Genomic DNA, 18,387 nt, shown 5'->3' on the forward strand with positions numbered 1-18,387 from the left:
TTTTTCCTGTTAGAGAGTGAAGAGATTAACGATATTCCTGCCAGAGGGCCGAACATCGCTCCGCCAGCGCCTGGGCAGGATCGATGGCGTGATCAAGAAAGGGGGAGTCGATGGCGTCCAGCGCCACCGGCACTTCGGTGCAGGCAAGAATGAGCGTTTCCGCGCCCCGCTCAACCAGCGCCTGGGCCTGAAGAGAGAGCAGCTCGCCGCCTTCGCGCAGCGCGCCGCGCTTGACCGCGTAGCAGCCGGGAACAAACCAGCTCTCTAGCTCCTGCTCGGTGGGCAGCACCGGGCTGATGTTAAGATGTTCCAGCCCCTGTTGAAACCAGCCCGCCGCCAGCGTGCCATGGGTCGCGATAACCCCGACGCGCGTTGGCGCACGCTCGGCAATACGCCCGAGGGTCGCCTCAACGATATGCAGGATCGGCGCATCGCTGGCCCTGCTCAGAGCGTCATACCAGTGGTGAGCCGTATTGCAGGGGATCGCAATATGGCTCGCCCCGGCGGCGTTAAGTTTTTCGATCCCGTTCAGCAGCTGCGGCAGCGGCGACGGGCCAAGCCCGGCCAGCGCCTTCTGCCGATCGGCAATCTGCGGAACGTTCCAGGCAACGACCGGGATCTGCTGCTGATCGCTGGTCGCAGGCGTCGCTGCCAGCAGCTTCGCCATAAAATCGACCGTCGCCAGCGGCCCCATGCCGCCGAGAACGCCTAACAAAAACGGTTTCATTTTTCCAACACCTGGCGATAGCCAAATAGCCCGGCGGAGCCGCCGGTGTGGATGAACACTACGTTCTCATCCTTGCGGAAGTGACCTTTGCGGATCAGATCCACCAGCCCGGCAAAGCCTTTGCCAGAGTAAACCGGATCCAGCAGGATGCCCTCGTGGCGCGCCAGCAGGCGCAGCGCCTCCAGCATGCCTTCGGTCGGCAGGCCGTAGCCTTCGCCGACGTAGTCGCTGTTAGCCACCACGGCGTCACGCGGCAGCTCGCCCGCTACGCCCAATAGCTCAAGGGTGCGGGAGGCCAGATTCCAGACGTTCTCCTCCTGCTTCGCCTTTGGCGCACGCACGCTGATGCCCAGCACTGGAACATGGCTGTGGGTGGCGTGAAAGCCCGCGACCAGCCCGGCCTGCGTACCGGTGCTGCCGGTGGCGTGGACAACGTGGTCGATACGCAGCCGCAGCTGAGAAGATTGGTAAAGCAGCTCTTCGGCGCAGGCAACGTAGCCCAGCGCACCGACGGGGTTAGAGCCGCCGCCAGGAATAACGTAGGGGCGATGGCCTTTCTCGCGCAGCTCGCTGGCATAGATATCCATGGCCTGCTGCATGTCTGTGCCACCCGGCAGATGGGCAACGATCTCGCCCCCAAGCAGCTCATCCAGCAGGACGTTACCGGAGCGCTGATAATCTTCGCCAAAGTCGGTGACCCGCTTCTCCAGCAGCACTTTGGCCGGCAGGCCGAGCTTTGCCGCGCCAGCGATGGTCTGGCGCACGTGGTTGGATTGGGTTGCGCCCTGGGTAATAATTACATCGGCACCCTGCTGCAGCGCGTCGGCCAGCAGGAACTCAAGCTTACGAGTCTTATTTCCGCCGGTAGCAAGGCCGGTTGCATCGTCGCGCTTAATCCATATTTTCGGCCCGCCCAGCAAGGCTGAGAGATTTTCTAAAGGTTCAAGCGGGGTCGGAAAATGGCCCAGTGAAAGTCGTGGGAAACGTGCCAGATGCATAATAGCTCCTTGCGAATTAACGCATCAGATATTTAACAATTATGCAGCTACTATACACAGGCGGGCTTTGGGGCTAAGGACAAATAAAAAATATCGATTGCCGGAAATTAGCTAACGGCAGAAATAAAAAATCCCCTTTACGAATAAAGGGGATTAATAATTTTACTCAGCGCTTTTCTTTTTGGCCGCGCGCTTTGCTTTCGTCGCGGCGGCTATTTTTTGCGTCTTTGCCGACGGGGCTTTCTCTTTCTTCACCTTCGGCCTGGCATCGTCGGTGCCTTTTCTTTTGCCTTTGCCTTTCTCACGGCGGAACTCGCTGTCCGGCTCAAAGTTACCTTTTTTACCGACCTGGCGACGGCGGCCGCTGGGTTTACCCGCAGCACCTTTTTTAGCACGTTCGCGGTCGGTCTTGCCAACGTTACGCGGGGCGCGCTCGCTGGAGATCAGCGCAAAGTCGATTTTCCGATCGTCCATGTTCACCGCTTCGACGCGCACTTCGACGCGATCGCCCAGCCGGTAGGTCTGGCCGCTGGATTCGCCAATCAGGCGCTGACCAACCTGGTCGAAACGGTAGTAGTCATTATCCAGCGAGGAGACATGTACCAGACCGTCGATAAACAGCTCGTTCAGGCGCACAAAGAAGCCAAAGCCGGTGACGCTGGCGATCACGCCCTGGAAGTTGCTGCCCACGTGATCCTGCATAAAGTCGCACTTCAGCCAGTCGGCAACGTCGCGGGTCGCTTCGTCGGCGCGGCGTTCGGCCATCGAACAGTGCTGGCCCAGCTGCAGGACCGCTTCCATCGGATAGTGCCAGCCGCCCGACGGCGTGCTGTTACCTTTAAGCCCCTGCTCTTTCGCAACGAGGTACTTGATGGCGCGGTGCAGGGAGAGATCCGGGTAGCGGCGGATCGGTGAGGTAAAGTGAGCGTACGACTGTAGCGCCAGACCAAAGTGGCCCCGGTTCTCCGGATCGTAGATCGCCTGCTTCATAGAGCGCAGCAGCATGGTCTGCAACATCTCATGGTCGGGACGATCGGCTATGGACTCCAGCAGCGCGGCGTAGTCCCTCGGCTCCGGCTTGTTGCCGCCTGGCAGCTCCAGACCCAGCTCAGCCAGTACCGAGCGGAACGAGGTAATGGCTTCGGTGGTCGGGCGGTCGTGAATACGGAACAGCGCTGGCTCTTCAGCCTTCTCGACAAAGCGGGCGGCAGAGATGTTGGCGAGGATCATGCACTCTTCAATCAGCTTATGGGCGTCGTTACGCTCGGTCAGCTCGATGCGCTCAATGCGGCGCTCGGCGTTGAAGATAAACTTCGCCTCTTCGCTCTCAAAGGAGATACCGCCGCGCTCTTCTCGCGCCTGGTTCAGCGTTTTATAGAGGGTATGCAGCTCTTCAATGTGCTTCACCAGCGGCGCATACTGCTCACGCAGCTCCTGGTCGCCCTCCAGCATATGCCACACCTTGGTATAGGTCAGGCGTGCATGGGAGCTCATCACCGCTTCGTAGAATTTATAGCCGGTTAAGCGCCCTTTCGCCGAGATAGTCATCTCACAGACCATACAGAGACGGTCAACCTGCGGGTTGAGGGAGCAGAGTCCGTTGGAGAGCACTTCTGGCAGCATCGGTACGACCTGCGACGGGAAGTAGACTGAGGTACCCCGGCTGCGCGCTTCGTCATCCAGAGCGGTGCCCGGACGAACGTAGTAGCTTACGTCGGCAATAGCCACCCACAGACGCCAGCCGCCGCCACGTTTTTTCTCGCAGTAGACCGCATCGTCAAAGTCACGGGCGTCTTCGCCATCGATGGTGACCAGCGGCAGGTTACGCAGATCGACACGTCCGGCTTTCGCTTCCTCCGGCACCTGCTCTTTTAGGCTGCTAACTTCCTGCTCAACGGCAGGCGGCCAGACGTAGGGGATCTCATGGGTACGCAGGGCCATATCGACCGCCATGCTCGTTCCCATATTATCACCGAGCACCTCCACGATCTTACCGATAGCTTTGGTGCGTCGGGTTGGGCGCTGGGTGAGTTCGACCACCACCACGAAGCCCATCCGCGCGCCCATAATCTCTTCCGGCGGGATAAGAATGTCAAAGCTCATGCGGCTGTCGTCCGGCACCACAAAGCCCACGCCCGCGTCGGTAAAGTAGCGCCCGACGATCTGGCCGGTTTTCGGCACCAGCACGCGCACGATACGTGCTTCACGACGTCCTTTACGATCGGAGCCGAGCGGCTGGGCCAGCACCTGGTCGCCGTGAATACAGGTTTTCATCTGCTCGCTGGAGAGATAGAGATCGTCTTTGCGGCCTTCGACGCGCAGGAAGCCGTAGCCATCGCGGTGGCCAATGACTATCCCTTTAAGCAGGTCGAGACGTTCCGGCAGGGCGTAGCACTGGCGGCGGGTAAACACCAGCTGCCCGTCACGCTCCATGGCGCGCAGGCGGCGGCGCAGCCCTTCCAGCTGCTCCTCGCCTTCAATATTGAGTTCCTGCGCCAGTTCTTCGCGGTTCGCGGGTTTTTCGCGTTTTGATAAGTGATCGAGAATGAACTCGCGGCTGGGAATAGGGTTCGCGTACTTCTCAGCTTCGCGCTCCTGGAAAGGATCTTGCGACATAGCGGTTCCTCCGTTGTCAGCTCTGGCGGAGCGTTCTCTTACTCCACCAGTAATAATTTATACAGCGGTTGATTCTCTTCAACCAAATCGGCCAGCGTATAGCTATCAAGCTCCATCAGAAAACTGTCCACGGCCTTAGAGAGTGCCTGCTTCAGACGGCAGGCAGGGGTAATATGGCAAAATGCGCTGCTGCAGTTCACCAGCGCAAGCGGTTCCAGCTCGCGCACAACGTCACCAATGCGGATGGTATTAGCAGGTTTGCCTAAACGAATGCCGCCGTTTTTCCCTCTGACCGCCGCGACGTAGCCCGCCCGGCTGAGCTGGTTGATTATTTTGACCATGTGGTTGCGGGAGACCCCGTACACTGCCGTCACTTCAGAGATATTGGTCATTCGCCCTTCCGGTAGCGACGCCATATAGATCAGGGCACGCAATCCGTAATCGGTGAAACTCGTTAACTGCACATCAACCTCAGGATAAAGGGAAAAACGCGGGATAGCCGCAATGACACTAACTATACCTTAAATAACTCGAGATGAAGGTAGGCGGCTAATTTATTTGAACAGAGGAGGCAAAAGAGGGCAAGCAGGCCCGGCAGGCAGTCCGCCGGGCAGTATGACAATCACATCATGCGTCAAACGGATCGCGCAGGATCATTGTCTCAGAACGGTCAGGGCCGGTAGAGATAATATCAATCGGCACTTCGGTCAGCTCTTCGATGCGCTTGATGTAGTCCAGCGCTGTCTGCGGCAGGCCGCTGCGCTCTTTCACACCGAAGGTAGTTTCAGACCAGCCAGGCATGGTCTCGTAGATCGGCTCGATACCTTCCCAGTCGTCAGCGGCCAACGGCGTGGTGGTGACTTCGCGGCCATCCGGCATGCGGTAACCGACGCAGATTTTCACCTCTTTCAGGCCGTCCAGCACGTCCAGCTTGGTCAGACAGAAGCCGGACAGGGAGTTGATCTGCACTGCACGACGGATCGCAACGATATCCAGCCAGCCGGTACGACGACGACGGCCGGTGGTCGCGCCAAATTCGTTACCCTGCTTGCAGAGGAACTCGCCGGTTTCATCGAACAGCTCGGTCGGGAACGGACCCGCGCCCACGCGAGTGGAGTAGGCTTTGATGATCCCCAGCACGTAATCCACATAGCGCGGACCCAGGCCAGAGCCGGTCGCCACGCCACCAGCGGTAGTGTTAGAGGAGGTCACGTACGGATAGGTACCGTGGTCGATATCCAGCAGCGTACCCTGCGCACCTTCGAACATGACGAAATCGCCACGCTTGCGCGCCTGATCCAGCAGATCGGAAACGTCAACCACCATGCCGGTCAGGATGTCGGCAACCGCCATCACGTCGTCCAGCACTTTCTGGTAGTCAACAGCGTCTGCTTTGTAGAAGTTCACCAGCTGGAAGTTGTGATATTCCATCACCTCTTTCAGCTTGGTAGCAAAGGTCTCTTTGTCAAACAGGTCGCCAACGCGCAGGCCGCGACGAGCCACTTTATCTTCGTAAGCCGGACCGATACCACGGCCGGTGGTGCCGATCGCTTTCGCGCCGCGTGCTTTTTCACGCGCCACGTCCAGCGCAACGTGATAGTCGAGGATCAGCGGGCAAGCTTCGGAGAGCAGCAGACGTTCGCGTACCGGAATACCACGCTCTTCCAGGCCTTTCATCTCTTTCATCAGCGCAGCAGGAGAGAGCACCACACCGTTACCGATGATGCTGGTCACATTGTCACGCAGAATGCCTGATGGAATAAGATGGAGGACGGTTTTTTCACCGTTGATTACGAGAGTGTGGCCTGCATTGTGACCGCCCTGATAGCGAACCACATATTTAGCACGTTCAGTAAGGAGATCGACGATCTTACCTTTGCCTTCGTCACCCCATTGGGTGCCCAGTACGACGACGTTGTTACCCATTTTTCAAAATCACCGTTTGCTTAAAAAAGGATTCTACCATCGCTTTTTATGATAATCAGCACTTTTTGTCGGCAAATTTCGGCCAATCTGCGTGCTATTTCTCTAGCCAATCGTTTTCCTCAACATATAGTAGATCACGACCCCAGCAACCACTAATCCGCCGCCAAAACGACGCAACATGTTATCCGGCAGCAGCGCAAGCGAGGCGATCATTCGCCGCCACAGACGCGGATAGAGCATTGGACCAAGACCTTCCAGCACCAAAACCAGTGCTAACGCCAGCCAAATGGTGGAGTTCATCATGCTTCCTTCAAAAGAAAACCACCGTCTCCTGAGGATGACGGTGGTTTGATTATATTAATGACGACTGCGGACTTAGCGTGTGGCCGTTCCCGGCGTTTTCATATAGCGGAAGAAGTCGCTGTCCGGGCTGAGCACCATCACGTCCTGATTACTCTGGAAGCTGCTCTCATAGGCGCGCAGGCTACGGATAAAGGCGTAGAAGTCCGGATCCTGGCTGAACGCGTCGGCAAACAGCTTGGCTGCTTCGGCATCCCCTTCACCGCGCAGAATACGTCCTTCACGCTCGGCTTCCGCCAGCGTCTTGGTGACTTCGTAATCTGAGGTGGCACGCAGTTTTTCTGCGGCTTCCTGACCCTGTGAACGGTGGCGACGGGCAACAGCTTCACGCTCGGCGCGCATACGGTTGTAGATCGCCTCAGAGACTTCACTCGGCAGGTTGATCTGCTTGATACGCACATCGACCACTTCGATACCCAGCGCTGCCATACTGTTCGGGTTCACTACCGGCACCTTGCCGTTCGTTTCCGCCGTGATGCGCTCCGCCGCTTTAGCAATTTCGTCATCTGCCGCAGGCGTTGCCACTTCATCTTCCGTACCGGCAGAGCCAGAGTTCAGCGCGTCGCGCACCTCATGCGTCAGCCGGCCACGGGAGTCGGTCACGATGTCCTTAACATCAAGACGGCCGATTTCCGAACGCAGACGGTCAGAGAACTTACGTTTCAGCAGCACCTCGGCCTGGGAGACGTCGCCGCCGCCGGTCGCCAGATAGTAGCGGCTGAAGTCGCTGATGCGCCATTTGATATAGGAGTCAACGATCAGGTCTTTCTTCTCTTTAGTAACAAAGCGATCGGCCTGGTTGTCCATGGTCTGGATACGGGCATCCAGCGTCTTCACGGTCTCAATAAACGGCAGCTTAAAGTGCAGGCCCGGCGTAAAGACCAGTGGTTTGTTCTCATCGTCGCGCAGCACTTTACCGAAGCGCAGCGTAATACCGCGCTCGCCCTCTTTCACTACAAAGATTGAGGTGTAGAGCACTACCAGCACGATGATAATTATCGCAATTACAGACTTACGCATCGTTATTCCCCCTGACGCTGGTAGTCGTTACGCTGTGCGTTCGCACGGCGTTGGTCCATGATGTCACCCTGGCCAGCAGACGGTGCGTTACTGGTGCTGCTGCTGGTGCTTGACGCAGGCGGCAGGCGCAGCAGGTTATTCGCCCCGCTGGTGTCGCTCTTAGCCGCAGGCGCGCCGCCCTTCAGCATCTGATCCAGCGGCAGAACCATCAGGTTGCCGCCCTTATCGTTCACCAACACCTTGCGGGTGTGGCTCAGCACTTTTTCCATGGTTTCGATATAGAGACGCTCGCGAGTAATCTCCGGGGCAGCCTTATATTCCGGCAGGATCTTGGCAAAGCGCGCCACTTCACCCTGCGCTTCCAGGATAGTCTGGGTCCGGTAGGCACGCGCTTCCTCAAGGATACGCTGCGCCTGGCCGTTAGCACGCGGCTGAACTTCGTTGGCGTAAGCTTCGGCTTCACGAATAGACTGCTGCTCGTTCTCACGGGCGGCAATGGCATCGTCAAACGCAGCCTGCACCGCTTCCGGCGGACGTGCGGCCTGGAAGTTGACGTCAAGCAGGGTGATACCCATGTTGTACGGACGAATGGTCTCTTCCAGTTCACGCTGGGTATCGCTACGAATAACGGTACGCCCTTCGGTCAGGATACGATCCATCGTGTACTTACCGATTACGCCGCGCAGGGCGCTGTCGGTGGCCTGACGCAGGCTGTTATCGGCGCTGGTTACGCTAAACAGGTAGCGCTCAGGATTGGTCACGCGGTACTGAACGTTCATCTCAACGCGGACCACGTTCTCGTCAGAGGTCAGCATGACGCCGGAGGCTGCCAGCTCGCGTACCGACTCAACGTTTACCGCCGTGACGTCATCAATAAAGGTCGGCTTCCAGTTCAGGCCTGGCTCTACCAGATGGCTGAACTTACCGAAACGGGTTACGACGCCGCGCTCCGCCTCTTTAATGGTGTAGAAACCACTGGCCGCCCAGATAATAACCACTGCTGCCGCCGCGATGGTAACGATGCGTCCACCCATGCGGCTGCGTGGGCCGGGTGCGGAGCTGCCGCCGCCCGATCCGGTTCCTTTTCCACCGCCAAAGCCGCCCAGTTTCTTGCTCAGCTTGCGGAAGATATCATCTAAATCAGGAGGCCCCTGATCGCGACCGCCTTTATTTCCATTTCCCCCAGAGTTGCCGCCTTGATTATTGCTGCTTCCCCACGGGTCGCGGTCTTGTCCGTTATTACCGGGCTGGTTCCACGCCATGTATGTGCTCCATATTTGTTATTCGTTATCCCCTGGAGGGGAAATGTCTTCAGGCCAGCCGCCAGGTCAGACTACGTAGTCAACCAATGCAGGTTCTTGTTTACAGAGACGACGCCATTCAACGATCGGCAAGCGAATTTGCAGACCCAGGCTGCCGTCCTCCTCTGTCCACTCTTTTTCTATCGCCTGAAGCTGATAAAATCTGCTTCTTAACCGCCCCTCCTGCGGAGGCAGATGCAGCGTATGCTGGGCCACCTCCCCGGAGAGACGCTCGGTTAGCGCCTGAAATAACAGTGGTACGCCCACTCCGGTTTGCGCTGACAGCCAAACCCGAATCGGTCTGTTTTCATCGTCCCTGTCGATACGCGGTTCAAAATCGTCCAGCATATCGATCTTGTTCATCACCAGCAGAGTCGGGATCTCATGAGCATCAATCTCTTCGAGAACTGTATTCACCGCCTCAATGTTTTCCTGAACGCGGAGGTCGGCGGCGTCAATCACATGCAGCAGCAGCGTGGCCTGGCGCGTCTCCTGCAGCGTCGCTTTAAAGGCGGCAACCAGGTCGTGTGGCAGATGGCGGATAAACCCTACCGTATCCGCCAGCACCGTCTCGCCGACGTCGGCAACATCAATGCGCCGCAGGGTCGGATCCAGCGTGGCAAACAGCTGGTCCGCAGCGTAGACCTGCGCTTCAGTGATCTGGTTAAACAGCGTCGATTTACCGGCGTTGGTATAGCCAACCAGCGATACCGTAGGGATATCTGCTTTCGCGCGCGACCGACGCCCCTGCTCGCGCTGTTTGCTAACGCGCTCGAGACGCGAGAGGATCAGGGTGATACGGTTACGCAGCAAACGACGGTCGGTTTCGAGCTGGGTTTCACCCGGACCGCGCAAACCAATCCCGCCTTTCTGACGCTCAAGGTGGGTCCAGCCGCGCACCAGCCGCGTGGCCAGATGGCGCAGCTGCGCCAGCTCAACCTGCAGTTTCCCCTCATGGGTACGTGCACGTTGGGCAAAAATGTCTAAAATCAGACCGGTGCGGTCGATAACACGACATTCGCACAGTCTCTCCAGGTTGCGTTCCTGGGCTGGGGTTAGGGCATGATCAAAGAGCACAACCGATGCACCCGATGCTTTTACGGCGTCCGCTATTTCAACTGCCTTACCTTCACCAACAAAATATTTGGGGTGCGGTGCTTTACGGCTACCGGTAATCACCTGCATTGCGTCGACGCCAGCTGAAGAGACCAGGGATTCAAACTCCTGGAGATCTTCCATATCTTTGTCTTGCGAAAAATAGATGTGTACCAGCACCGCCTGCTCACCGGCATCATAACGGTCAAACAAGCGTAAACCCTCTTAGAATACCAGCGGGGAACACCTGGCTCCCCGACATGGAAAACAGCAAAAAACCTTATTCGGTCTCTTCGCTGTCCTGTTGTGATGCAGAAGAACCCTGCGCGTTGCTGCTATGGTGATAGTTACTGGTGCCGCCACCGGTGTTGTTGCTGTGATGAGAAACCGGACGCGACGGGACAACAGTAGAAATTGCGTGCTTATAGACCATCTGGCTGACCGTGTTTTTCAACAGGATCACGAACTGATCGAAAGACTCAATTTGACCTTGCAGCTTAATACCATTCACCAAATAAATAGAAACCGGAACGCGTTCCCGACGCAGCGCGTTCAGAAACGGGTCTTGTAAAGATTGCCCCTTAGCCATTCTATCTTTTCCTTATATGCTTGTTTTGTACTTTGAACCCGAAGGCCCTGAAAACTGCGTAAAATTTTGCGCACGATCCGATGTAATTGTACACATTCAGCCTGCGTTAGCACCAATAACCTGTAATACTTCATTTCGCGCCTGCTCTGGCTTTTCACTGTCTAACCAGTGAACGTCCTCCCAACCGCGAAGCCAGGTTATCTGGCGTTTCGCTAACTGTCTCGTCGCGCAAACACCTCGATAAACCATTTCCTCATATGAGATCTCGCCTTCAAGATATGACCACATCTGGCGGTATCCCACACAACGAACGGAAGGCATGTCCGTATGCAAATCTCCACGGGCAAAAAGCGCCCGCACTTCTGCTTCAAAACCTGAAGCCAACATCTGATGAAAACGCTGCTCTATTCGTTGATGGAGCAGTTCACGGCTCGCCGGGGCGATGGCGAACTGATGCACCTGATACGGCAGAGCTTCTCCTGACGTTTGCGTCAGTTCCGTTAAAGTTTTACCCGAAATGAAAAAAACTTCCAGTGCCCGGGAAAGCCTTTGCGGGTCGTTCGGATGAATTCGTGCACTCGCTAGCGGATCTATCTCTGCCAGCCGCTTGTGCAGCGCTTCCCACCCCTGCTCTGCCGCCATCTGTTCAATCTTCGCTCTGACCTCGGGATCCGCTGAGGGCAAGGGCGATAAGCCCTCCAGCAGCGCCTTAAAGTAGAGCATGGTTCCCCCCACCAGCAGGGGGATCCGTCCAGCGGCGGTAATCTCCGCCATCTGGGCCAGCGCGTCACGGCGAAAATCAGCCGCCGAGTACGCCTGGGCTGGATCAAGAATATCCAGCAATCGATGGGGCGCAGCCGCCTGCTCCTGGGCATCTGGCTTCGCCGTACCGATATCCATCCCCTGATAGATAAGGGCAGAATCGACGCTAATCAACTCTACTGGCAAAACTTTACGCAGCGCGATGGCTAACGCGGTCTTTCCGGAGGCGGTTGGCCCCATTAAAAAAATTGCCTTAGGCAGGCTCGCCTTAGCTATATCAGTACTTAAATCAGTCATCTTTCAGGGCTTTCATCGCCGGGGTGATATCAACACATTGTAACAAACCGCCCGGCGGCGCGTTAACCAGTTGCGGGCAAAGCAGCTCAACGTCGGCCAGCAGCGCCACGGCCTGAGCAATGTTCCACTGCGGACGCTCACTGCTCAGACGGCGGGCAATCCACTGGGCGCTCTCTGCCACGCTGAAGGTTGTTTGCTGCGCCAGGTAGCCTATCAGGTCAGGAATCAAGATTTGTAAATTTTGTTGCCGTAAGGGTAAAGGCACTGCGCGAATGGTCACATGATGTGCATCCGACTGAAACTCAATGCCCATTTCGCTCAGCATAGTGGTTGCCCGCGTTAAGACCGCCCGCTCGTCACTCGAGACCTTCAGCCGGACCGGAATGAGCAGCGGCTGGCTGCATGGCGTGCCCTCTACCGGTAACAGCTGGGCCTGCTTAAGCCAGCGTTCGGCCACCACCAACGACAGCACACAGAGCTGGCCCTCGCGATCCAGCAGCGCGCAGTCGTCATTAACGATGGTCAGCACGCGGCCAAAGCTCTGGCTACGGGCAGTGGGCAGCGGCGCTGCGATTTTTGGCGTAGAGGGGGCGGGCGCAGCATCCGGCGTCTCCAGCAGCTTGCGGTAGAGCGCACCCTGCTGCTTTTGATATCCCGGCTGGGCGTTGGGCCACCCTGCTCCGCCTGCACTGCTCGACGATCCCCCGCCGTGGCTGCGCGGCGCGGCGCCAGGCTCAGCGTAGCGCGGCGCAGCCGGTTCACGGGCCACGGGCGGCTGCGCGAACTGATTCTTACCGGCGGCGATGCGGTTCTCAGGGACCTGACGCGGGGCGGGTTCGTCCGCCAGCGCCAGCGGAGCGGCAATCTGCTGCTGCAATACGCTGGCAACGCCCTGGTAGATAAAGTCATGCACCAGCCGCGACTGGTGGAAGCGTACCTCGTGCTTGGCGGGATGGACGTTAACATCGACCTGATGCGGATCGATCTCAAGGTAGAGCACAAACGCGGGCTGCTGATCCGCCCCCAGCTTATCTTCACAGGCCTGGCGGATAGCATGGTTGATCAGCCGGTCGCGCATCATGCGGCCATTGACGTAGCTGTACTGGATCTCTGCTAGCGCTGACGTGGTAGCCTTTGGATCGGCCACCCAGCCGCGCATGGCTAAATCGCCGTGCTGCCACTCAATGGCCAGCGCCTGCTCCATAAACGGCAGGCCGCAGATTGCCCCCAGGCGGCGCTCACGCTGCCCGCCCGGCGGCACGGCGCGGTACTGGCGCACCATTTTACCGTTGTGGTTCAGGTTGATCGTAACGTCGAAGCGCGCCAGCGCGATGCGGCGGATCACCTCGTCGATATGGCCGAACTCGGTCTTTTCCGTACGCATAAACTTGCGCCGCGCGGGGGTGTTATAAAAGAGATCGAGCACTTCCAGAGTGGTGCCTGGCGGATGGGCGGCGGGCTTCACCGTTACGTCCATATCCCGCCCTTCGGCATAGGCTTGCCAGGCCTCCGGCTGATCGGCGGTGCGGGAGGTCAGCGTTAGCCGGGAGACCGAGCTGATACTGGCCAGCGCCTCGCCGCGGAAGCCCAGGCTGACAATGGCCTCCAGATCGTCCAGCGAGGCAATCTTGCTGGTGGCATGGCGCGCCAGGGCGAGGGCCAGCTCATCTTTACCGATGCCGCTGCCGTTATCCCGGATGCGGATAAGCTTCGCCCCACCGCGCTCAATGTCAATATCGATGCGGGTTGCGCCCGCATCAAGGCTGTTCTCAACCAGCTCTTTCACCACCGACGCAGGGCGCTCCACCACTTCGCCAGCGGCGATCTGGTTCGCTAGCTGCGGCGGCAAGACCTGAATCGGCATGAAATCTCCTTAGTTAATAAAGCTGTTCCCCGGCGATCCGGCGCTGGCCGTCTGCGCACCACCGCTCTGCGGCGATGACTGCATCGGATGTGCCTGGAAGTAGCTTTGCAGTCCAGCGTAGATGGCTTCCGCCAGCTGCTGCTGATAGTCATCGCTGTCCAGCAGGCGCTCTTCGCTGCGGTTGCTGATAAACCCGGTCTCCACCAGCACCGACGGGATATCCGGTGAACGCAGTACGCCAAGGCTGGCGTGTTCCGGACGGCGCTTGTGCAGCGAGCCGATACGCGACAGTTGGCTGAGCATATTGGTTGCGACATCATACCCGACGCGCTGGGAATGGCCGAACTGCAAATCAAGAACCGCCTGGCTTAGGTAGGGATCGGACTGGCTGTTCGCCAGTACATCGCCCGCCCCGCCCAGCAGCTCGGACTGCTTCTCATGCTGCTCCAGCCAGCTCGCCATCTCGCTGTTGGCGCGGCGGTTGGAGAGCACCCACACCGATGCGCCAGTGGCGTCGCGGTTTGGCGCGGCGTCGGCGTGAATAGAGACCAGGAAGTTGGCGTTTTGTTTCCGCGCCACATCAGACCGTCCCATCACCGAGATAAAGTAGTCTCCGTCGCGGGTCAGCACGCCCTTAAACATCGGATCGCTGTTCAGCAGCGTGCGCAGCTTACGCGCCACGGAGAGGGTAATGTTTTTCTCACGCGTGCCTCCGGGACCGATAGCGCCCGGATCCTGGCCGCCGTGTCCGGCGTCAATCGCGATAATCACCTTGTCGCCCGAGGCAGAGCTGGCGCGCATGGCCGGACGCGTCACGGTATTGCTGCTGGTGACGCTGGTCACTCGGTCATTTTCTTTTTTAAACGGATTACGCGCAGGCTCAGCAGGTCGCGGTGCAACTGCCGGGGTCTCAACGCGTTTCGCCACTACCGGTGGCGGCGGCGGGGGTGGTGGTGGTGCATCGGCATCAATGGTAAACACCACCGTATAGTTTGCGCCGTTCTGCCGTTTTACCGCCCGGGCTTTACCGTTTTCGGTCAGATCGACCACCAGCCGTAGCGACTGGTTATCCTTCGGCGTCCCGGAGCGAATGCTCTTTACCAGATTGTTGCCGCTGAACTGCAGCGGCAGGCCCTGAATTATGCCGGTCTGTTTAATATCCAGTGCCACGCTGCGTTTGCCCTCCTGGGAAAACGCATACTCCGGATCGCCCATAAAACTCAACGTGATACGGGCCTGGTCATCGCCATTGGAGACCTGAATATCTGACAGACTTGCGGCGGTGGCCTGCGCGCTTAGCGCGACCAGCGCTGCCAGGGCCCAGCATTTTACGCGACTGATCATCCCGTCATCCTGTAGTTACAAATATGTAGTTACAAATGCATAGTTACAAACGCGTCAGTAAAGACTCACCCGCGGCGGATACGGCTGCAATACGCGCCTCACGCCCCTGGGCCTGGTATTCTAAATGGATTTCGATATCCGGATCGGGCAGCACGCCCGATCCCTGCTGCGGCCACTCGACGAGGCAAATAGCATCGTTGGCAAAATAGTCACGAATGCCCATAAATTCCAGCTCTTCCGGATCGGCAAGACGGTAGAGGTCAAAGTGGTACACCATCAGCTTATCGAGGGTATAGGGTTCAACCAGCGTATAGGTTGGGCTTTTCACGTTCCCCTGATGACCGAGCGCCTGCAGGAAGCCCCGGCTTAAGGTCGTTTTGCCCGCGCCTAAATCACCGTACAGGTAGATAACGGTTGCGCCGTTGCAGGCCTGCGCGACGCGCTCGCCCAGCGTTAAGGTTGCCTGCTCGTCGGGCAGAGGGATCACTCGATTAATCATGGTCTACGTCAATCACATCCGGGTTAATAACACGCATTAGCGCAGAAAAAAGATCGGTTGCCAGCATCCCGCGCGTGCCATAACGCGCCGCACGGTCGTCAGCTGCCGCACCGTGCGCTACACAGCCCACGCAGGCGGCCTCATACAGAGAGAACTTCTGCCCCAGCATGGCACCAATGATACCAGAGAGCACGTCTCCCATCCCTCCGCTGCCCATCCCGGCGTTGCCGGCATCCACGATGCCAATATCACCGTCTGCGCTCGCTACAACGGTGCCCGAACCTTTCAGGACGGCCACGCCACCGTAACGTTTTACCAGACGCTGAGCAGAAAGTAAGCGATCGCTTTCAATTTCTGCAACGTTACAGTTAAGCAGACGTGCAGCTTCGCCAGGGTGCGGAGTGATTACGCGATTGTGACGTTTATCGGGATTGATTGCCAGAAGGTTAAGCGCGTCCGCATCCCACAGCATGGGTTTGCGAAAATTCTCAATTTTTTGTAGCGCCTTTTTGCCCCACGCCTGCTGACCAAGGCCGGGACCGATGACCACCACGTCCGCCCACTCAAGGCTCTCCTCCAACAGCTTTTCTGTTAGCTCGTGCACCATCAGCTCCGGACGGGCGGCGATGAGCGGCGCAATGTTCTCGGCCCGCGTCAGGACTCTTACCAGGCCAGCCCCCGCGCGCAGCGCCGCTTCACCGGTCATGCGGATCGCCCCGGCGGTACCATGATCGCCACCGACAATCACCAGCCGTCCATTATCGCCTTTATGGGAGGTAGGACGGCGCGGCGGCAGCCACTGCGCAAGCTGCGATGCCTCCAGGCGGTGAATAGCGATCTCCTGGGCTGCCAGCCACCCCTCCAGCCCCAGCGCATTATGGTGAAGCGTGCCGGTAACGTCCCGGGCTTTCCCGGTGAGCAGGCCAGGCTTGAGGGCAATAAAGGTCACCGTATGCGCGGCATTGATTACCGCGCCAGGGGTAGTACCGGTCTGGGCATTCAGCCCGGAGGGGATATCGAGAGCGATAACCGGTGCGGCATGCGCATTAGCACGTGCAATAAGGCTCGCGGCTGGCTCACGCGGGGCGTCGGTCAGGCCGGTGCCCAGCAGGCCATCGATAATCAGATCGATCTCTTCGGGCCAGTTGCTATCCGCAGCATGGATCTCACCGGCGGCATTCAGCCAGGCCGTACGCGCCTGCTCCGCCTCTTCCGGCAAGGGCTTATCGCTCTCCAGGGCCAGCAGCGTCACCTCGATGCCTGCCGCCTTTGCCAGCCGTGCGACCACGTAGCCGTCGCCGCCGTTATTGCCGTGGCCGCAGAGGATCAGCCAGCGGCGTGATTGCGGGTAGGCAGCGCGCGCGACGTGAAAGGCTGCCTCCCCTGCCCGCTGCATCAGTTCAAACAGCGTAATGCCCAGGCTATCCGCCGCCTCTTTTTCTGCCTCGCGTAGCGCCTGCGCAGGCCAGACAGAGTGTGGTATAGTGGTACGGTTTTTATTCAGTCTACTTTTCAACGTATGGTCCGTCATGTCACAGCCCCTCGATCTCAATCAGCTAGCGCAAAACATTAAGCAGTGGGGCGCCGAACTGGGGTTTCAACAGGTCGGCATCACCGATACCGATCTCAGCGCCAGTGAACCCAAACTCCAGGCATGGCTGGATAAGCAGTATCATGGCGAAATGGCATGGATGGCACGTCACGGTATGATGCGCGCCCGGCCACATGAGCTGTTACCCGGCACGCTGCGGGTGATCAGCGTGCGCATGAACTACCTGCCAGCCAATGCCGCCTTTGCCAGCACGCTAAAAAATCCTGCGCTTGGTTACGTTAGCCGTTACGCGCTGGGCCGGGATTACCACAAGCTCCTGCGCAACCGCCTCAAAAAACTGGGTGAAACTATCCAGCAGCACTGCGTTTCGCTGAATTTTAGACCCTTTGTGGACTCCGCGCCGCTGCTTGAGCGTCCGCTGGCGGAAAAAGCCGGGCTGGGATGGACAGGTAAGCACTCACTTATCCTTAACCGCGAGGCAGGCTCGTTCTTTTTCCTCGGCGAACTGCTAATTGATCTCCCCTTGCCGGTCGACAAGCCGGTTGAGGAGAACTGCGGGAAGTGCGTGGCCTGCATGACCATCTGCCCAACCGGGGCAATTGTCGAGCCTTATACCGTCGATGCCCGGCGCTGCATCTCCTATCTGACCATTGAGCTGGAAGGAGCGATCCCACCCGAGTTCCGGCCGCTGATTGGCAACCGCATCTACGGCTGCGATGACTGCCAGCTGATCTGCCCGTGGAACCGTTTTTCGCAGCTTACTGACGAAGAGGATTTTAGCCCGCGTAAGGCGCTGCACGCCCCGGAACTGATCGCGCTGTTTGGCTGGAGCGAGGCGCATTTTCTGAAGGTCACAGAGGGGTCGGCCATTCGTCGCATCGGTCACCTGCGCTGGCTGCGTAATGTGGCAGTCGCGCTGGGCAATGCCCCCTGGGATGAGGCCAATATCCGGGCGCTGGAGCAACGCAGGGGTGAGCACCCACTTCTTGATGAGCACATAGAGTGGGCGATTGCGCAGCAGATTGAGAAGCGAAATGCCTGCGTGGTTGAGGTGCAGCTCCCGCAGAAGTTAAGGCTGGTCAGGGTGATCGAAAAAGGGCTTCCACGGGACGCCTAAGCTTTCCACAGGGTGTGCATAAAAATAAAAATCTATTGCGATTCAATACGGAAAAATTCGTCAAGCGATCGTATTAACATTCTGTAATAATATTTCATCATTAAAAATCAGTCATTTAAGAAGATATTATTTACATTGTTAACATTTAAGCGCAGGGGGAGATGGCGGTAACCTTGTGGATAACTCTGTTTACAAGAATATGACAACACGGAAATAAAACGATGCCAGCAGGCGTTTGCGCTGTGGATAATTAATTCAGAAGAGAAAATTTGGAGCGGGAAACGAGACTCGAACTCGCGACCCCGACCTTGGCAAGGTCG

Annotated in this window: 17 protein-coding genes; 1 reads left to right on the forward strand and 16 read right to left on the reverse strand. The window is 58.0% G+C overall.

Features of this window, described 5'->3' with window-relative positions; all coding sequences use genetic code 11:
- Nucleotides 1-25: 25 nt before the first annotated feature.
- From RTN40_RS17185 to nnr, 15 genes are all read right to left on the reverse strand, one after another.
- Nucleotides 26-727, reverse strand: coding sequence for an amino acid racemase (locus tag RTN40_RS17185; RefSeq protein WP_312229527.1), 702 nt, complete (start codon nt 725-727; stop codon nt 26-28).
- A complete protein-coding gene (locus RTN40_RS17190) occupies nt 724-1,725 on the reverse strand; it encodes a D-cysteine desulfhydrase (protein ID WP_312229528.1) in 1,002 nt (333 codons plus the stop codon). The genes RTN40_RS17185 and RTN40_RS17190 overlap by 4 nt, the downstream gene beginning before the upstream one ends.
- A gap of 162 nt (nt 1,726-1,887) precedes the next feature.
- Nucleotides 1,888-4,341: a ribonuclease R gene (gene rnr / locus RTN40_RS17195; protein WP_312229529.1), complete on the reverse strand. Its 2,454-nt coding sequence runs from the start codon at nt 4,339-4,341 to the stop codon at nt 1,888-1,890.
- A 38-nt stretch (nt 4,342-4,379) separates the two neighbouring features.
- Nucleotides 4,380-4,805 (reverse strand): nitric oxide-sensing transcriptional repressor NsrR, encoded by a 426-nt coding sequence (gene nsrR, locus RTN40_RS17200; RefSeq protein WP_312229530.1) that lies wholly within the window; start codon nt 4,803-4,805, stop codon nt 4,380-4,382.
- Between the two features lie 163 nt (nt 4,806-4,968).
- On the reverse strand, nt 4,969-6,267 hold the full coding sequence (locus RTN40_RS17205) for an adenylosuccinate synthase (RefSeq protein ID WP_312212444.1): 1,299 nt from the start codon (nt 6,265-6,267) through the stop codon (nt 4,969-4,971).
- 102 nt (nt 6,268-6,369) lie between these two features.
- Complete coding sequence (locus tag RTN40_RS17210; protein WP_042388541.1) at nt 6,370-6,567, reverse strand: DUF2065 family protein; 198 nt, start codon at nt 6,565-6,567, stop codon at nt 6,370-6,372.
- A 75-nt stretch (nt 6,568-6,642) separates the two neighbouring features.
- Nucleotides 6,643-7,647 (reverse strand): protease modulator HflC, encoded by a 1,005-nt coding sequence (gene hflC / locus RTN40_RS17215; RefSeq protein WP_312229531.1) that lies wholly within the window; start codon nt 7,645-7,647, stop codon nt 6,643-6,645.
- A gap of 2 nt (nt 7,648-7,649) precedes the next feature.
- Nucleotides 7,650-8,909 carry an FtsH protease activity modulator HflK gene (gene hflK, locus RTN40_RS17220; protein WP_312229532.1) on the reverse strand — a complete coding sequence of 420 codons (1,260 nt, stop codon included), beginning with the start codon at nt 8,907-8,909 and terminating at the stop codon, nt 7,650-7,652.
- Nucleotides 8,910-8,975: 66 nt separating this feature from the next.
- Nucleotides 8,976-10,256 (reverse strand): ribosome rescue GTPase HflX, encoded by a 1,281-nt coding sequence (gene hflX, locus RTN40_RS17225; RefSeq protein WP_312229533.1) that lies wholly within the window; start codon nt 10,254-10,256, stop codon nt 8,976-8,978.
- Nucleotides 10,257-10,323: 67 nt separating this feature from the next.
- Nucleotides 10,324-10,632 carry an RNA chaperone Hfq gene (gene hfq / locus RTN40_RS17230; protein ID WP_042388550.1) on the reverse strand — a complete coding sequence of 103 codons (309 nt, stop codon included), beginning with the start codon at nt 10,630-10,632 and terminating at the stop codon, nt 10,324-10,326.
- Between the two features lie 96 nt (nt 10,633-10,728).
- Nucleotides 10,729-11,691: a tRNA (adenosine(37)-N6)-dimethylallyltransferase MiaA gene (gene miaA, locus RTN40_RS17235; protein WP_312229534.1), complete on the reverse strand. Its 963-nt coding sequence runs from the start codon at nt 11,689-11,691 to the stop codon at nt 10,729-10,731.
- Entirely contained in the window at nt 11,684-13,555 is a 1,872-nt protein-coding gene (gene mutL / locus RTN40_RS17240) for a DNA mismatch repair endonuclease MutL (protein WP_312229535.1), read from the reverse strand. The genes miaA and mutL overlap by 8 nt, the downstream gene beginning before the upstream one ends.
- A 9-nt stretch (nt 13,556-13,564) precedes the next feature.
- Entirely contained in the window at nt 13,565-14,899 is a 1,335-nt protein-coding gene (gene amiB, locus RTN40_RS17245; protein ID WP_312229536.1) for an N-acetylmuramoyl-L-alanine amidase AmiB, read from the reverse strand.
- Between the two features lie 43 nt (nt 14,900-14,942).
- Nucleotides 14,943-15,398, reverse strand: a complete 456-nt coding sequence (gene tsaE, locus RTN40_RS17250; protein ID WP_312229537.1) for a tRNA (adenosine(37)-N6)-threonylcarbamoyltransferase complex ATPase subunit type 1 TsaE — start codon at nt 15,396-15,398, stop codon at nt 14,943-14,945.
- Complete coding sequence (nnr, locus tag RTN40_RS17255) at nt 15,391-16,929, reverse strand: bifunctional ADP-dependent NAD(P)H-hydrate dehydratase/NAD(P)H-hydrate epimerase (protein ID WP_312229538.1); 1,539 nt, start codon at nt 16,927-16,929, stop codon at nt 15,391-15,393. Before nnr ends, tsaE begins: the two co-directional genes overlap by 8 nt.
- Here nnr and queG point away from each other — a divergent pair.
- On the forward strand, nt 16,928-18,067 hold the full coding sequence (gene queG, locus RTN40_RS17260; protein ID WP_312229539.1) for a tRNA epoxyqueuosine(34) reductase QueG: 1,140 nt from the start codon (nt 16,928-16,930) through the stop codon (nt 18,065-18,067). The two genes, nnr and queG, sit on opposite strands and share 2 nt — an antisense overlap.
- Nucleotides 18,068-18,174: 107 nt before the next feature.
- Here the strand turns inward: queG and RTN40_RS17265 are convergent.
- Nucleotides 18,175-18,387: hypothetical protein (locus RTN40_RS17265; protein WP_312229540.1), on the reverse strand; the 213-nt coding region annotated here is incomplete at its 5' end.

The organism is Pseudescherichia sp., assembly GCF_031987975.1.
GTDB lineage: Bacteria > Pseudomonadota > Gammaproteobacteria > Enterobacterales > Enterobacteriaceae > Pseudescherichia.

Coding starts and splice junctions, on each gene's coding strand:
- RTN40_RS17185 (WP_312229527.1), bottom strand. CDS start 727: ATGAAACCGTTTTTGTTAGGCGTTCTCGGCGGCATGGGGCCGCTGGCG.
- RTN40_RS17190 (WP_312229528.1), bottom strand. CDS start 1,725: ATGCATCTGGCACGTTTCCCACGACTTTCACTGGGCCATTTTCCGACC.
- rnr (WP_312229529.1), bottom strand. CDS start 4,341: ATGTCGCAAGATCCTTTCCAGGAGCGCGAAGCTGAGAAGTACGCGAAC.
- RTN40_RS17205 (WP_312212444.1), bottom strand. CDS start 6,267: ATGGGTAACAACGTCGTCGTACTGGGCACCCAATGGGGTGACGAAGGC.
- RTN40_RS17210 (WP_042388541.1), bottom strand. CDS start 6,567: ATGAACTCCACCATTTGGCTGGCGTTAGCACTGGTTTTGGTGCTGGAA.
- hflC (WP_312229531.1), bottom strand. CDS start 7,647: ATGCGTAAGTCTGTAATTGCGATAATTATCATCGTGCTGGTAGTGCTC.
- hflK (WP_312229532.1), bottom strand. CDS start 8,909: ATGGCGTGGAACCAGCCCGGTAATAACGGACAAGACCGCGACCCGTGG.
- hfq (WP_042388550.1), bottom strand. CDS start 10,632: ATGGCTAAGGGGCAATCTTTACAAGACCCGTTTCTGAACGCGCTGCGT.
- miaA (WP_312229534.1), bottom strand. CDS start 11,691: ATGACTGATTTAAGTACTGATATAGCTAAGGCGAGCCTGCCTAAGGCA.
- mutL (WP_312229535.1), bottom strand. CDS start 13,555: ATGCCGATTCAGGTCTTGCCGCCGCAGCTAGCGAACCAGATCGCCGCT.
- amiB (WP_312229536.1), bottom strand. CDS start 14,899: ATGATCAGTCGCGTAAAATGCTGGGCCCTGGCAGCGCTGGTCGCGCTA.
- tsaE (WP_312229537.1), bottom strand. CDS start 15,398: ATGATTAATCGAGTGATCCCTCTGCCCGACGAGCAGGCAACCTTAACG.
- queG (WP_312229539.1), top strand. CDS start 16,928: ATGTCACAGCCCCTCGATCTCAATCAGCTAGCGCAAAACATTAAGCAG.
- nnr (WP_312229538.1), bottom strand. CDS start 16,929: ATGACGGACCATACGTTGAAAAGTAGACTGAATAAAAACCGTACCACT.